Here is a 16,031-nt window from a genome sequence, read left to right on the forward strand (position 1 = left end):
GGCGCAGCAGCCTTCTTCGCGGGAGCAGCGGCCTTGGCGGGCGCAGCAGCCTTCTTCGCGGGAGCGGCGGCCTTGGTGGGCGCAGCAGCCTTCTTCGCGGGAGCTGCTGGCTTCACCGATGCAGCAGCCTTGGGTGCAGCAGCCTTGGGTGCGGCAGCCTTCTTGGCAGGTGCAGCAGCCTTGGGCGCCTCAGCCTTCTTCGCTGGAGCAGCAGCCTTGGCCGAAGCCGTGGACGGCTTGGTCACCGCGGCTTTGGTAGAGGTTGCGGCTGGCTTGGCAGCAGCGGTCTTGGTCGCAGCTGCGGGCTTGGCCGCGGCAGCTTTCTTCGCCGTCGCTGCGGGCTTGGCTGCGGCCTTGGGCGCAGCAGCCTTCTTGGGTGCAGCGGCCTTGGTCACGGTCGTGGCCTTGGCTGCCGCCTTGGCGGGGGCCGCCACAGCCGGTGCTGCCGCCTTCTTCACGGACTCTGCCGGGGCGGCAGTCGAGGCCTTTTTGTCGGCCGTTTTTTTCGCAGTTGCCATCATCTTCTCCTTGGTCGATTTGCACAAAACACTTCGACTGCACATGGGCAGGAAGCGATCCATAGCGATGTGGAGTGACGCATCGCAATGAACACGGAATCGCCCCGCGCAGCACCTTGATTCAAAGTGATTTGTTCGGGACGGTTGATGTGTGCCATTGTGCCTGCTGGAGAGCGATTAATCCCAGGAAAGTGCGCCGCCGGTCTGATACTCGATCACACGTGTCTCAAAGAAGTTACGTTCCTTCTTCAAATCGATCATCTCGCTCATCCACGGGAAGGGATTTTCCTCGCCGGGGAACAGTTCTTCCAGGCCGATTTGCGTGGCCCGGCGATTGGCGATGTAGCGCAGGTAGCCCTTGAACATCGAGGCGTTCATGCCCAGCACGCCGCGCGGCATGGTGTCCTCGGCATAGGCGTATTCGAGTTCGACGGCCTTGGTGAACAGCGCCTTGATCTCTTCCTTGAACTCGTTGGTCCAGAGGTGGGGGTTCTCGAGCTTGAGCTGGTTGATCAGGTCGATGCCGAAGTTGCAGTGCATGGACTCGTCGCGCAGGATGTACTGGTACTGCTCGGCGGCACCGGTCATCTTGTTCTGGCGGCCCAGCGCCAGGATCTGCGTGAAGCCGACGTAGAAGAACAGGCCTTCCATCAGGCAGGCGAAAACGATCAGCGACTTGAGCAGCGTCTGGTCGTTTTCGGGCGTGCCGGTGTGGAAGTTCGGGTCCATGATCGCCTCGATGTACGGGATCAGGAACTCGTCCTTGTCGCGGATCGACTTGACTTCGTTGTAGGCGTTGAAGATCTCGCCTTCGTCCAGGCCCAGCGATTCGACGATGTACTGGTAGGCGTGCGTGTGGATCGCTTCCTCGAACGCCTGGCGCAGCAGGTACTGGCGGCACTCGGGGGCCGTGATGTGGCGGTAGGTGCCCAGCACGATGTTGTTCGCGGCCAGCGAGTCGGCCGTGACGAAGAAGCCCAGGTTGCGCTTGACGATGCGGCGCTCGTCTTCGGTCAGGCCGTTGGGGTCCTTCCACAACGCGATGTCGCGCGTCATGTTCACTTCCTGCGGCATCCAGTGGTTGGCGCAGGTGGCCAGGTACTTTTCCCAGGCCCACTTGTACTTGAATGGCACCAGCTGGTTCACATCGGTCTTGGCGTTGATGATGCGCTTGTCGGCTGCATTCACACGCTTGAAGGCGGCGGGAGCGGGGGCCTGTTCGTCGCCGGCCGGGGCGTTGGAGGAGATGTCGTCGTCGAAGGTCAGCATGGTGTATTCCTGAAAGGGGCTGCGATTGTGGGCAGCATGGCCGGCATTGCGCGCGGAGGTCCGTGGAGCGAGCCTGCGGATTCCGAGGGCCGGCGTTCGTCTTATTTTTGCAGAAAGCGAGCGCGGCCTGGTGCCGCGCTTTACGCCACCCCACCGGCCGTGGCCGGGTGGGGTCAACGCCCTGAGGCGTTCAATGGCTTATTGACAAGCCTCGCAGCCTGGGTCGTCGATCGCGCAGAACTTGATGTCCGTTGCGGGCGTGCTGGCCAGGGCGGCGGCGGCCGCCTTTTCAAGCGCGCTGGGCGCTGCGGCAACGGGGGCCGCAGGTGCTGCGGCGCTCGATGTGGCGGAGGACGAGGACACGGCGTTGAGCGTGCGGCTTTGCACCGTGGACTTCTCGACCTGCGTGGCGCTGGTGGTGCGCAGATAGTAGGTGGTCTTCAGACCGCGCAGCCAGGCCAGCTTGTAGGTGTCGTCGAGCTTCTTGCCCGAGGCACCGGCCATGTAGATGTTCAGGCTCTGGGCCTGATCGATCCACTTCTGGCGACGCGACGCGGCTTCGACCAGCCATTCGGGCGAGACTTCGAACGCGGTCGCGTACTGGTCCTTGATTTCCTGGGGCACGCGGTCGATGGGGCGCAGCGAGCCGTCGAAGTGCTTGAGGTCCATGACCATCACGTCATCCCACAGGCCCAGGCGCTTGAGGTCACGCACCAGGTAGCCGTTGATGATGGTGAACTCACCCGACAGGTTGGACTTGACCGACAGGTTGCCGAACGAAGGCTCGATCGATGCGTCCACGCCAACGATGTTGGAGATGGTCGCCGTGGGAGCGATGGCCACGCAGTTGGAGTTGCGCATGCCGTCGGCCGCGATCTTGTTGCGCAGGCTGTCCCAGTCGAGGCGCATGGAGCGATCGACTTCGACATGGCCGCCACGCGCCTTTTCCAGCAGGTCCAGCGTGTCCAGCGGCAGGATGCCACGGTCCCACAGCGAGCCCTTGAAGGTCGAGTAGGCGCCGCGTTCCTTGGACAGCTCGGTCGAGGCCCAGTAGGCGTAGTAGCAGATGGCTTCCATCGACTGGTCGGCGAACTCCACGGCCGAGAGCGAGGCGTAGGGCATGCGCATTTCATACAGCGCATCCTGGAAGCCCATCAGGCCCAGGCCCACGGGGCGGTGGCGCAGGTTCGAATCCTTGGCCTTCTGCACCGCGTAGTAGTTGATGTCGATCACGTTGTCGAGCATGCGCATCGCCGTGGTGATGGTCTTGCGCAGCTTCTCGTGGTCGAGCTGACCGTTCTTGATGTGGCGCACCAGGTTGACCGAGCCGAGGTTGCAGACCGCGGTTTCGGTGTCGCTGGTGTTGAGCGTGATTTCGGTGCACAGGTTGGACGAGTGCACCACGCCCACATGCTGCTGCGGCGAGCGGATGTTGCAAGGATCCTTGAAGGTGATCCAGGGGTGGCCGGTCTCGAACAGCATCGAGAGCATCTTGCGCCACAGGTCGGTGGCGGGCAGCGTCTTGTGCAGCTTGAGCTCGCCGCTCGCAGCCTTGGTTTCGTAGGCGGTATAGGCCTTCTCGAAATCGGCGCCGAACAGGTCATGCAGGTCGGGCACGTCGGCGGGCGAGAACAGCGTCCAGCTGCCCTTTTCGATCACGCGGCGCATGAACAGATCGGGGATCCAGTTGGCGGTGTTCATGTCGTGCGTACGGCGGCGGTCGTCGCCGGTGTTCTTGCGCAGTTCCAGGAACTCCTCGATGTCGAGGTGCCAGGTTTCGAGGTAAGTGCAGACCGCGCCCTTGCGCTTGCCGCCCTGGTTCACGGCCACGGCCGTGTCGTTGACCACCTTGAGGAAAGGCACGACGCCTTGCGATTCGCCGTTCGTGCCCTTGATGCGCGAACCCAGGGCGCGCACGCGCGTCCAGTCGTTGCCCAGGCCGCCGGCAAACTTCGACAGCAGCGCGTTTTCCTTGATCGACTCATAGATGCCATCGAGGTCGTCGGGCACCGTGGTCAGATAGCAGCTCGACAGCTGCGAACGCAGCGTGCCGCTGTTGAACAGCGTGGGCGTGCTGCTCATGAAGTCGAACGAGCTCAGCAGCTCGTAGAACTCGATGGCGCGCGCGTTGCGGTCGGTCTCGCCCAGCGCCAGGCCCATGGCCACGCGCATGAAGAACGACTGGGGCAGCTCGATGCGCGTCTTCTTGACGTGCAGGAAGTAGCGGTCATACAGCGTCTGCAGGCCAAGATAGTCGAACTGCTGGTCGCGTTCGGCCTTGAGGGCCTGGGCCAGGCGCGGCAGGTCGTAGTTGAGCAGCTCGGGGTTGAGCAGTTCGTTGTCGACACCCTTTTGCACGAAGCCAGGGAAGTAGTCGACATAGGCGGCCGACATGTCGGCGGGCGCGACATCGCGGCCCATGACTTCGCGCACGATGGTGTGCAGCAGCAGGCGCGCGGTGGCGTAGGTGTAGTCGGGGTCCTTTTCGATCAGCGTGCGCGCTGCCAGGATGGCGGCCTTGAACACTTCGTCGATCGGCACGCCGTCATACAGATTGCGCAGCGTTTCCTGCACGATGGGATCGGGCTTGATGTCGGCGTTCAGGCCCTTGCACGCAGCTTCGATCAGCGCCAGCAGGGCTTCGCGGTTGAGCGGCACGCGCTGGCCCTTGTCGGTCACATGCAGCACGGGGGCGGGAGCGGCCGTGGCCTGGGCGGCCTTCTTCTGCTCGGCGCGTTCCTGGTTGCGGCGCTCGCGGTACAGCACATAGGCGCGCGCGACTTCGTGGTGGCCGCCGCGCATCAGGCCGAGTTCGACCTGGTCTTGAATGTCTTCGATGTGGAACGTGCCGCCGCCCGGACGCGAGCGCACCAGCGCGCGCACCACGCCTTGCGTGAGCTCGTCCACCATTTCGCGCACGCTGGACGAGGCCGCGCCCTGGGCGCCGCGCACGGCCAGGAAGGCCTTGGTCACGGCGATGGCGATTTTCTGCGGCGTGAAGTCCACGACATCGCCGTTGCGGCGCATCACGTGGTACTGCTCGGAAGCCGAGTGGGTCGCTGCATCGGCGGACGCAGTGGATACGGGGTTCAACGCTTCTTGCATGGATTCCTCTTGGGCGTTTAAGTGATGGCGCTGTAGTGGCGGATGGCCGGCAGCGCGGAGGCTTGTCCACAAGCCATGCACACGCTGTGCACAACTTTTTAACACTAAATGTAGTGCTTGTGGAGGGCTTCGACCACTACAGGTAGTGTCTTTGCTTCGGGTGCTAGTGTAGCGCGGACCCCAAGCCGGGGGGGCGAAATGGACCCGAAACCCTAGCCGTCGAGGCGGAATCGGGCGACTTTTCCAGCGCCGAAGCGGGCCTGTGCGGCGCGAATGCCAGTGTCCGCGCGGGCTCGCGGCGAAGCGCGACAGCGCTGAACACGGCAAATTTTTTTTTGCGGCGTGGCAAAAAACAGGTGGTTGCCAGACGCCGGTTGACGCTGCCGAAAAAACGCCTTATGCGCTTGGCGGCCATTCCAGCGGGGCGGCCGCGAGCGCGCCGCGCAGCCGCGCCCAGTCGAAGCCCGGGCCGGGGTCGAGCTTGCGGCCCGGCGCGATATGTTCGTGGCCGGCGACATGGCGTATGGGGTAATGCGCGACGAGGTCGGCGCACAGCGCGGCGAGCGCCGCGTACTGCGCGGCCTCGAACGTCAGGCCTTCGAGGCCTTCAAGCTCTATGCCTATGGAATCGTCGTTGCAGTTGCCGCGACCGCGCCAGCTGGACGCGCCCGCGTGCCAGGCGCGCTGGTCGCAATCGACGAACTGCCAGATGACGCCGGCGCGCGTGATGAAGAAGTGCGCCGAGACCTCGATGCCGCGTATGCCCTGGTAATAGGGATGTGCGTCCCAGTCGAGCTGGTTGGTGAACAGTTGCTGCACCGCGCCCGTGCCGTATTCGCCGGGTGGCAGGCTGATCGAATGCAGCACCAGCAAGTCGATTTGCGCGCCCTCGGGCCGCGGGCCGAAGTTGGGCGAGGGCAGGGCGCGCGCGGCCTGGTACCAGCCGCCTTGCCAGCGGCTGGCGGGCCAGCGGCTGGCGGGCCAGCGATCGCCGGGTTCTGTCGGCTCAAGCCAGGGGGTCGGTGTTGTCGGCGGCGTCACTGTCATGGGGTGCGGTGATGTTCAGGCGCGCGATGCGGTAACGGATCTGGCGCAGGCTGATGCCCAGCCGGGCCGCGGTCGCGGTGCGGTTGAAGCCCATTTCATGCAGCGCGCGCACCAGGATGTCGCGCTCCTGCTGGTCCAGCCAGGCTTGCAGGTCGTGGGGCAGAGGCGCGGCGTCGGCTGCGGCGTGGTCGCCGGCCGCCGCCACGGGCGCGGCACTGAGGGGGTCGGGCGCGGCGGCGTCCAGCGACAGCTGCTGGCCTTCGCTGAGCGTGAGCGCGCGGTGCAGCTGGTTTTCGAGCTCGCGCACATTGCCCGTGAGCGGCAGGCGCGCGAGCTGCTCGAAGAACTGCGCCGACAGCTGCGGCGCGGCGCAGCCGGTCTCGGCCGCAATGCGTTCGAGCAGCACTTCGCACAGTGCCGGCAGGTCTTCGCGGCGTTCGCGCAGCGGCGGCAGATGGATCTCGATGACGTTGAGCCGGTAGTACAGATCCTGGCGAAAGCGTCCCGCGGGCACTTCCTGGGCCAGGTCGCGGTGGGTGGCGCTGACGATGCGCACGTCGACCGGCTCTTCCTGGGTCGAGCCCAGCGGGCGCACGCGCCGCTCCTGGATGGCGCGCAGCAGCTTGGCCTGCATGGCCAGCGGCAGATCGCCGATTTCGTCGAGGAACAGCGTGCCGCCGCGCGCCGCCTGGAAGTAGCCGTTGCGGTCCTGCGTGGCGCCGGTGTACGAGCCCTTGCGCGCGCCGAAGAACTCGGCTTCGAGCAGATTGTCGGGAATCGCGCCGCAGTTGACCGCGATCAGCGGGCCGTCGGCGCGGTGGCTGCAGGCGTGCAGCGCGCGCGCCACCAGTTCCTTGCCCGTGCCCGATTCGCCCTGGACCAGCACCGGTGCCATGCCCTTGGCGACCTTGAGAATGTTCTGCTTGACCGCGCGCATCGCCGGCGATTCGCCGACCAGCTGCGCCAGCGCGCTCGCCGGGTCGGCCAGGCGCGCTTCGGCTTCGCGCCCGCCCGTGCCGCGCGCGCCGCGCCCTGGCGTGGCGCTCGCGGCCGGCGCGGGCCGGTGCACGGCCGAGGCCACGACCGCGCGGAACTGCTTGAGGTCCACGGGCTTGCTCAGGTAGTCGAAGGCGCCGGCGCGCAGCGCTTCGACGGCATTCTCGGCCGAGCTGTGGGCCGTGATGACCACGCAGCGCTCGGGGCGCTGCTGGGCGCGCAGCTCGTGCAGCAGGTCCAGCCCCAGGCCGTCGGGCAGGCGCATGTCGGTGAGCACGGCGTCGAAGCGCTGGGCCTGCAGCGCCGCGCGTGCTTCCTGCACGCTTTCGGCGGTTTCGACGCGGTAGCCTTCGCGCAGCAGGGTCAGCTCATAGAGCGTGCGCAGGTCGGGCTCATCGTCGATGACCAGGATGGAGGCAGCAATATCAGACATGGGGCACAGGTGTCATACGACGATGGTGTCAAGGCGGAAGGAGGGCGTACCCAGGACGGCAGTGGGATAGAACACCAGCGTGAAGGCATTGCCTTCGACGCTGCCGCGCGTGGTGCTGCGCGCCAGTCGCTGGTAGCCCAGGCGCGCGCCATAGCGCTCGCACAGCTCCCTGCATATATAGAGACCCAGGCCGGTGGACCGGCTCTGCGACGAGAAGAAGGGCTCGAACAGGTGGCGCTGCACCGAGGCATCGAGCGGCGCGCCATCGCTCCAGACCTGCAGCCATACCTGGGGGCCCACAGGGGGGGCACTGCCGGGCACGGGCGCCGTGCCCGCATGGCCGGTGTGCACCTGCAGGCCGTCGGCGGCGTCGCTGCGAAAGCGCTGGGCGTTGTCCAGCAGGTTGACGAGCACGCGCCGCAGATGTTCGGCGTCGAAGGCGACCAGCGCCTGATGCGCCTGCAGCTTCACCAGCGCCTGGCGCGCAGCGCCCTCGGCGCCGGGCGCCTGGCTGCGCCACTCCTGCCAGATCGACTCGACCTGCTCGTCCAGCGGCAGCGCGCTGGCTTCGGCGGCATGGATCTGCTGCTGCACGCGCGCGATGTCCAGCACTTCCTCGGCAATGCGCGCCAGGCGCTGGGCGTTGTGCGCAACGATCTGGCTCAGCCGCTGCTGGCCCGGGTCGGTCAGGTCTTCGGCGAGCAGCGCGTTGGCCTGGCTGATGGCGGCCAGCGGATTGCGGATTTCATGCGCCACGGCGGCCGACATGCGGCCCATGGCCGCGAGCTTCTCGGTGCGCAGCCGGGCCTGCATCTCGCGCAGGTCATGCAGAAACACCACGCACCACTGCGCCGCCAGCGCGTCGCCCGCCAGCGGCGGTGCATCCAGCGGGCTCGTGAGCCAGGTGCGCACATGCAGGCCCAGCGGATTGTGGTCGGCATGCACCAGATCCATGTCGGCGCTCAGCGCCGCGCCGCTGGCAAAGGTCTGCTCCACCAGCGTGGCCAGCGGCGCATTGCCGGCGCTGGCGGTGAGCGCGAACGGCAGCTGCAGGTCCGCGCCGCAGCCGAGCAGCAGCCGGGCCGCGGGGTTGGCGGTATGCACCTGGCCCTGGCGGTCCATGGCCAGCACGCCGTCGTCGAGGTGGTGGATGATGAGGTGATTGACCTGTTCCTGCAGATGGGCCGCCTGGCGGCTTTGCAGCGAAAGCTGCTGTTCACGCTGCAGGCGCTGCGCGAGCTGGTGCGTGAGGTAGGCCATCAGAAAGTAGCCCGCACAGGTCAGCGCCGTCTGGAAGTATTGCTGCGTGAGATCCGTCATGCCCTGGCGGCCGGTCCAGCCGGTCCAGCCCAGCAGCAGCAGGGTGACGCCGGCCGTGGTGGCGAAGGCCAGCAGCAGCGTGCCCAGCGCCGAGGCCATCAGGATGGGCAGCGCGAGCAGCGGCGCGTAGTTCATGGTGCCGGTCTGCTGCAGCTGCAGCAGGCAGACCACGGCGATGTCGACGCCGATCAGCGGCAGCCATTGCCAGCCGACCTGGGGCGGCGGCGGCGCGCGCCGCCCGGCGACGCGCGTGAACAGCGTCAGCGCCAGATAGATCGCGCACACCGCCCAGATCAGCGGCGTGGTCTGGCTCTGCACCGTGAGGCTCAAACCCTGCAGCGCGAGCAGCACCACGGCCACCAGCACCCGGCCGTTGAGAAAGCCGTTCCACAGCCGCACGACCTGCGGCTCGGCGGCGAAGAGACGGGGGGTGGCGGTCGGCAGGGGCGAGGCCATGGCCAGGGCGCAGCGCCGGCTCAGGCCGGGCCTTGCGCGCGGTGTTCGGCGCTGCAGTAGTACGCGGGCCGGGACGCGTTGCCCAGCACCAGCGCATCGCTGCGCGGCAGGTGCAGCCCGCAGTGGGCGCAGGCCACCATGTCCTGGGGCGGCTGCAGCCGGCTGTCGGCGCGCGCGGCGGGGCGCCGCGCTTCAAGGTTCTCGGCACGGCGGCGGCTGCGCCAGACGCCCACGGCGATCACGATCACCAGCAGGACCAGAAGATACTTCATGCAAAACGCTCCAGCAGGACTTCCATGACAAAACGGGAACCTGCATATGACAGCAGCAGCAGCAGCGCGCCCGCGTACAGCACGTGCACCGCATGGCGGCCGCGCCAGCCAAAGCGCGCGCGGCCGATCAGCAGCGTGGCGAAGGTCAGCCAGGCCAGCAGCGAGAAAACGGTCTTGTGGTCCCAGCGCCAGTCACGGCCGTACAGCGCTTCGCCGAACAGCCAGCCGGCGAGCAGCGTGGCCGTGAGCAGCCAGAAGCCCGCGGCGACGAAGCGGAAGGTGAGCCGTTCGAGCGTCAGCAGCGGAATGCCGCTGTCCTGGTCGGCCGCGAGGCGCATGCGTTTTTCCGCATGGTTCATCAGCGTCGCGTGCACGACGGCGGCGGCGAACAGGCCGTAGGAGGCAATGCCCAGCGCCAGGTGCAGCGGCAGCCAGGCCGAGGAGTTGACCTGCAGCGGCTTGCCGGGAAACAGCGCGGCGAGCAACACCGCGGCCGCACCCAGCAGGCCCAGCAGCGCGCGCGTGCGCAGCTTGGGGTACAGCTGCTGCTCGACACCGTAGACGGTGAGCATCAGCCAGGCGGTGATGGACAGCGCCGTGGCGAAGCCGAAGTGCGGCGTGGCGCCCAGTTGCCCCCAGGCGAGAAACGCTGCGTGCAGCGCCCAGGCAATGCCCAGCGCGGTGCGCGCCGCGGTTTCCCCGATGCGCGCAGCGGGAATCGCGTAGGCGCAGGCCGCGGCCAGGGCCAGAAACCAGGTCAGGACCGGGAAAGGAGTATGCATGGAGGCAAAGGAAACCATCTTTCAATGATAGACCGGTGCAGACCGAATTCGCGCCGCCGTGGATTGGACTTGCGCGCGCACGGTGAAATCTCGCGCCGCGCACGCACGCATATCAGGGCTGCGTCCATGTGACCGTACGGTTGCGGCCCTGGAATTTGGCGGTGTAGAGCAGGGTATCGGCTTTTTGCAACAGGTCGGTCGGCGTGATCCGATCGAGCTGGCGCGCCACGACCAGGCCGCAGCTCACGGTGAGCGTGGAAGCGGTCGGCGAGTCCGCGTGGACGATGGCCTGGGCGACCACCGCCTGGCGGAAGTCCTCTATGCGCTGCACCAGCGATTCATCGCCCGGCATCAGCAGCGTGAACTCTTCTCCGCCTATGCGCGCCGCGAGATCGTCGGGCCGGCGCGCATGGGCCTGCAGCGTCTGCGCCACGGTGCGCAGGGCTTCATCGCCCTGCAGATGGCCATAGCGGTCGTTGTATTGCTTGAAATGGTCGATGTCCACCAGCGCCAGTCCCAGCGGGATGCCCGCGCGCTCGCAGCGGCGCCAGGCGCGGTCGAACTGGGCATCGAAATGGCGGCGGTTGGCCAGGCCCGTGAGACCGTCGATCTGCGCCAGCCGCTCGAGCGCGCGCTTTTGCAGCGCGAGGTGGATCTGGTTGCGCACGCGCACGCGCACGATGGCCGGGCGTATGGGCTTGGAGACATAGTCGGCCGCCCCCAGGTTGAGGCCGTACTCTTCGGCCGCATCGTCGCTTTGGCCGGTGATGAAGATCACCGCGATGCCCGCCGTGCGTTCGTCGGCGCGCAGCGCACCCAGCACGTCATAGCCGCTCATGCCGGGCATGCTCACATCGAGCAGTATCAGCAGCAGCTGCGCGGCTTCGCGCTGCGCATGCGCGAGCGCGCCCGGCCCGTCCTTGGCCAGCAGCACGCGGTATTCGCCGCCCAGCATCTCGGCCAGCGCGTTGCGGTTGAGCCGTTCATCATCGACCACCAGAATGGTCGGACGGTCATCGAGGGGCAGATTCATGGCGTGGAATCCTGGTCGGAAAAAGCCAGGCCTTGTGCGAGCGCATGGAGCGCGGCCAGGGCCCGGTCGGTTTCGAGATCATCCACATGGTCCTGGATGGCAGCGAGCTGCGCGCGCTGCGCGGACGGCAGAAGCTGCGACAGTTGCTCGAGCTGGGCCACGGCCGCATAGTCGCCGTGGACGATCAGGCTGCGCAGCAGCGCCAGCCGCTGGGCGATGTCGGCGTCGCTGACGCGGACGCTGTCGGGCGGCGGCGGCGGCGCGCCGCGGGCCGCGTTCTGCGCGACCTGTGCAAGAAGCTGTCGCAGCGCACTGTCGAACGCCGGCAGCGCGCGCTGCAGCGCTTCGTGCTGGCGATGGGTGGCCAGGTCCTCGAGCTGGGCGGCCTGTTCGATCAAGGCCGCAGCGCCCAGATAGCCGAGCGCGCCCTTGAGTTGGTGGGCCAGCGCGGCCAGCGCGGCGCAGTCTTGCGATTGGGCGGCCTGCGCGAGCGCGTCGGGCGCGCCGCCGAAATCGCGCACCAGGCCCTGCAGCAGGCGCTGCACGCGCTCGGCGTTGCCCGCGAAGCGCGTGTGCACGGCCTGCCAGTCGATCAGCGCAGCGTCGCCGGGCGGCGGCGCGGCCCGCGTGCAGGGCTGCAGCAGCTGGTCCAACGTCGCATACAGCTGGTGCTCGTCTATGGGCTTGGTCAGGTGGGCGTCCATGCCGGCCGCGCTGATTTCACGCCGGTCTTCCTCGCGTGCCTGCGCCGTGAGCGCGATGACGGGCAGGTGCTGCCACGCGGGGTTTTCGCGGATCGCGCGCGCGGCCGTGAGGCCATCCATTTCGGGCATGTGCACGTCCATCAGCACGGCATCGAAGGGCTCGCTGTGCAGCAATTCGAGCGCATGCCGGCCGTGGTGGGCGCAGGTGACCTGCATGTCGACCAGGCGCAGAAAGTCGGCCGCGACTTCAAGGTTGAGCGCGTTGTCGTCGACGACGAGCACGCGCTTTCCGCCTAGCCGTCCGGCGAGGTCGGCGACCCGCAGCGCGGGCACCAGCGCGCCGTGCATGGGCGTCTCGGCGGCCAGCGGCGGACGGAAGATGTCCTGGATGGTGTTGAACAGCACCGATTCGGTCACGGGTTTGATCAGCAGGCCTTGCACGCCCAGCGACTCGGCGCGGCGCAGCACTTCCTCGCGCGCATAGGCGGTGACCATCAGCACCGCGGGCGTGGCGCTCAGGGACGCGTGCTCGCGGATGTGGCGCGTGACTTCAAGGCCGTCCATTCCGGGCATGCGCCAGTCGAGCAGCACCAATTGGTAGGGCTGGCCGGTGCTCGATGCCTGTTGCAGCCGCTGCAGTGCGGCCTCGCCCGACGCCACGGCATCCGCGACCATGCCGAAGCCGCCGAGCATCTCGCTGAGGATGTGGCGGGCGCTGGCGTTGTCGTCGACGACCAGCGCGCGCTCGCACAGCGCCGCGCCCAGGTGCAGCGGGTGCGCAGCCATGGTGCTCTGGGCGGGCGAGAGAGCGGCGGTGAAGCGAAAGCTGCTGCCTTCGCCGAGCGTGCTCTGCACGCTGATCTGGCCGCCCATGAGCGCGACCAACTGCTGGCAGATGGCCAGCCCCAGGCCGGTGCCGCCGTAGCGGCGCGTGGTCTGTACATCGGCCTGGGAAAACGGCTGAAACAGCCGCTGCATCTGCTCGGGAGTCATGCCTATGCCGGTGTCGCTGACCTGCACTTCGAGCATCAGTGGCGCGCTGTCCGGGCCCAGGCGCAGCGCAACGGAGATTTCCCCTTCCTCGGTGAACTTGACGGCATTGCTGACGAGGTTGGTGAGGATCTGACCCAGGCGCAGCGGGTCGCCGCGCAGCCGCCGCGGCACTTCGGGCGCGATGCGGTAGACGATTTCCACGCCTTTTTCCTCGGCGCGCAGCGTGCTGATCGCCGAGACCGTTTCCAGGATGGCGTCGAGATCGAAATCGACTTCCTCCAGGCGCAGCATGCCGGCCTCGATCTTCGAGAAGTCGAGGATGTCGTTGATGATGGCCAGCAACGCCTTGGCCGACACTTCGACCTTGTCGAGGTAGTTGCGCTGCCGGGGCAGCAGCGGCGTCTGCTGCAGCAGGCGGGTCATGCCGATGACGGTGTTCATGGGCGTGCGGATTTCATGGCTCATGGTCGCCAGGAAATCCGATTTGGCGCGCTCGGCCGATTCGGCCGCCGCCTTGGCCAGTTGCAGCGAGTCGTAGCTGTGCTGCAGCTTCTCCTTGGCCAGCCTGACCTCGGTCATGTCGCGGGAAATGCCCAGCAAGCCGGTCAGCTCGCCGTTTTCGTCGCGAAACGGGCTCTTGATGGTCTCGAAGATGCGCATCTGGCCCAGATGCATGATGAACTGGTCCGAGGTGTGGGCACTGTTGGACAGCAGTACCTGCTGGTCGCTGGCTTCGCATTCGGCCACGCCTTCGGGAAAGCACTCGGCGTCGGTGTTGCCCAGGATCTGGTGCTTGGGGCGCGCGAAGAAGCGCAGCGCGGCGTCATTGCAGAACAGGTAGCGGCCCTTGAGGTCCTTGAGATAGATGATGTCGGGCGTATCGCTGAGCACCGCATCGAGCAGGCGCGCAGTGTCTTTCCATTGGCGCGTGCTTTCCTGCACCTGGCGTTCGAGCCGGCTGTTGAGCGCGCGGATCTCCGCTTCGCGCCCTATGCGCTCGCTGGTGTCGCGCGACAGCGTGAAAAACCGTTTCTGCCCGTCCACGCACTGACAGGAAATCTGCATCTCGACCGGCATCAGCGAGCCGTCCTGGCGGCGCAGCTTGTCGAGCCAACGCGTGGAGCGGCCCGGCTCCATGCGCTCCCAGAGCTGCTTGAGCGCCTTCGGGGCGTGCGAGGCCGACAGCGCGCTCATGTTCAATCGCAACAGATCGTCATATTTGTAACCCAGGCTCAGGCAGGCCTGGGCGCCGACGTCGAGGATCCGGCCGCGCACGTCGTGCAGGATGAAGTCATCGGCAATCTGGTCCAGATACTGGCGATAAGGAATGTCGGACATGACAGCTCCAGAAAGCGTGAGGCGGCGAAGGCAGGAGGCACGGCAAAGCCGGAGCCTGCAGTTACAAATTGCTGGTCCGCCTGTTTCAAATCGTACACGCTTCGCCGGCAGCGCCAATCCCCGCGCGGCGCGTGCCGTCAGGGGCATGGCCCGCGCCGGCGAACCGGTGCAGCGGGTAAAATTCACGACTTCACTCTTGCATGCTGCCGCCCTTGCGCGCCACGCGGCGCGGTCCTGCCCACGACCGGCCGTTCCTGGCCGGCCGCAGCAACTACCGGAACTTCCTGCTTATGGCCTCCGCTCTTACCGAAAAACTCTCGCGCCTCGTCAAGGAGATGCGTGGCCAGGCCCGCATCACCGAATCCAACGTGCAGGACATGCTGCGCGAAGTGCGCATGGCCCTGCTCGAAGCCGACGTGGCCCTGCCCGTGGTGCGCGACTTCATCGCGCGCGTCAAGGAAAAGGCGCTGGGCCAGGAAGTGCTGTCCTCGCTGCAGCCCGGCCAGGTGCTGGTCTCCATCGTCAACGCCGAACTCGCCGCGACCATGGGCGAAGGCGTCAGCGACATCAACCTCAACGCCCAGCCGCCGGCCGTGATACTGATGGCCGGCCTGCAGGGCGCGGGCAAGACCACGACCACGGCCAAGCTCGCCAAGCACCTGATCGAAAAGCGCAAGAAGAAGGTGCTGACCGTGTCGGGCGACGTCTACCGCCCCGCGGCCATCGAGCAGCTCAAGACCGTCACCGCCCAGGCGGGCGCCGAATGGTTCCCGAGCACGCCCGACCAGAAGCCGCTGGACATCGCGCGCGCCGCGCTCGACTACGCCAAGCGCCACTTCTTCGACGTGCTGCTGGTCGATACCGCGGGCCGCCTGGCGATCGACGAAGTGCTGATGCGCGAGATCCAGGAGCTGCACGCCGTGCTCAAGCCCGTGGAAACGCTGTTCGTCGTCGATGCGATGCAGGGCCAGGATGCGATCAACACCGCCAAGGCGTTCAAGGAAGCGCTGCCGCTGACCGGCATCGTGCTGACCAAGCTCGACGGCGATTCGCGCGGCGGTGCGGCGCTGTCGGTGCGCCAGATCACGGGCGCGCCCATCAAGTTCGCGGGTGTGTCGGAAAAGCTCGACGGCCTCGAAGTGTTCGACGCCCAGCGCCATGCGGGCCGCGTGCTGGGCATGGGCGACATCGTCGCGCTGGTCGAGCAGGTCACGGCCGGTGTCGACATGGAAGCCGCGCAGCGCCTGGCGGCCAAGGTCAAGAGCGGCGACGGCTTCGATCTCAACGACTTCCTGGGCCAGATCCAGCAGATGAAGCAGATGGGCGGGCTGTCCAGCCTGATGGACAAGCTGCCCAGCCAGATGTCGGCCAAGGCCGGTCAGGTCGACATGGACAAGGCCGAGCGCGAGATGCGCCGCAAGGAAGGCATCATCTGCTCGATGACCGCCAAGGAGCGCAGCAAGCCCGAGCTGATCAAGGCCACGCGCAAGAAGCGCATTGCCATGGGCGCGGGCGTGCAGGTGCAGGAAGTCAACCGTCTGCTCAAGGAGTTCGAGCAGATGCAGGACATGATGAAGAAGATGAAGGGCGGCGGCCTGATGAAGATGATGAAGCGCATGGGCGGCATGAAAGCCATGAAGGGCATGATGGGCGGTGGTGGCGGAATGCCCAAGCTGCCGTTCTGAGGTTTGCCCGGACTTGTCCGCAAAACCGGCCTGGCGTGATGCGCAGGTCGGTTTTTTTCTTCTGGAGCACGGAGCGTTCA

At 66.8% G+C, this 16,031-nt stretch carries 10 protein-coding genes and 1 pseudogene; 1 reads left to right on the forward strand and 10 read right to left on the reverse strand.

Translation table 11 applies throughout. From position 1 onward, the window contains the following. From RR928_RS20990 to RR928_RS21035, 10 genes and pseudogenes are all read right to left on the reverse strand, one after another. The coding region (locus tag RR928_RS20990) for a hypothetical protein (protein ID WP_332684101.1) at window positions 1–581 on the reverse strand (581 nt) is incomplete at its 3' end. 114 nt (window positions 582–695) lie between these two features. Next, window positions 696–1,730, reverse strand: a pseudogene (locus RR928_RS20995) (ribonucleotide-diphosphate reductase subunit beta); the annotation flags it as partial. Window positions 1,731–1,985: 255 nt separating this feature from the next. Then, window positions 1,986–4,892: a ribonucleoside-diphosphate reductase subunit alpha gene (locus RR928_RS21000; protein WP_332684104.1), complete on the reverse strand. Its 2,907-nt coding sequence runs from the start codon at window positions 4,890–4,892 to the stop codon at window positions 1,986–1,988. A gap of 396 nt (window positions 4,893–5,288) precedes the next feature. Next, complete coding sequence (ampD, locus tag RR928_RS21005; protein WP_332684106.1) at window positions 5,289–5,939, reverse strand: 1,6-anhydro-N-acetylmuramyl-L-alanine amidase AmpD; 651 nt, start codon at window positions 5,937–5,939, stop codon at window positions 5,289–5,291. Next, complete coding sequence (locus tag RR928_RS21010; RefSeq protein ID WP_332684108.1) at window positions 5,899–7,368, reverse strand: sigma-54-dependent transcriptional regulator; 1,470 nt, start codon at window positions 7,366–7,368, stop codon at window positions 5,899–5,901. The genes ampD and RR928_RS21010 overlap by 41 nt, the downstream gene beginning before the upstream one ends. A 12-nt stretch (window positions 7,369–7,380) precedes the next feature. Then, complete coding sequence (locus tag RR928_RS21015) at window positions 7,381–9,144, reverse strand: ATP-binding protein (protein ID WP_332684110.1); 1,764 nt, start codon at window positions 9,142–9,144, stop codon at window positions 7,381–7,383. Between the two features lie 20 nt (window positions 9,145–9,164). Continuing rightward, a complete protein-coding gene (locus RR928_RS21020; RefSeq protein ID WP_332539560.1) occupies window positions 9,165–9,416 on the reverse strand; it encodes a PP0621 family protein in 252 nt (83 codons plus the stop codon). Further along, window positions 9,413–10,198, reverse strand: coding sequence for a cytochrome C assembly family protein (locus RR928_RS21025; RefSeq protein ID WP_332539562.1), 786 nt, complete (start codon window positions 10,196–10,198; stop codon window positions 9,413–9,415). Before RR928_RS21025 ends, RR928_RS21020 begins: the two co-directional genes overlap by 4 nt. A 112-nt stretch (window positions 10,199–10,310) precedes the next feature. Next, entirely contained in the window at window positions 10,311–11,231 is a 921-nt protein-coding gene (locus RR928_RS21030; protein WP_332539563.1) for a GGDEF domain-containing response regulator, read from the reverse strand. Then, on the reverse strand, window positions 11,228–14,266 hold the full coding sequence (locus RR928_RS21035; protein ID WP_332684114.1) for a response regulator: 3,039 nt from the start codon (window positions 14,264–14,266) through the stop codon (window positions 11,228–11,230). The genes RR928_RS21030 and RR928_RS21035 overlap by 4 nt, the downstream gene beginning before the upstream one ends. A gap of 290 nt (window positions 14,267–14,556) precedes the next feature. On the opposite strand from RR928_RS21035, the gene ffh reads away from it, so the two are divergent. Continuing rightward, entirely contained in the window at window positions 14,557–15,951 is a 1,395-nt protein-coding gene (gene ffh, locus RR928_RS21040) for a signal recognition particle protein (protein WP_332539566.1), read from the forward strand. Window positions 15,952–16,031: the final 80 nt, after the last annotated feature.

It is taken from the genome of Comamonas sp. (assembly GCF_036666375.1).
Lineage (GTDB): Bacteria > Pseudomonadota > Gammaproteobacteria > Burkholderiales > Burkholderiaceae_C > Comamonas.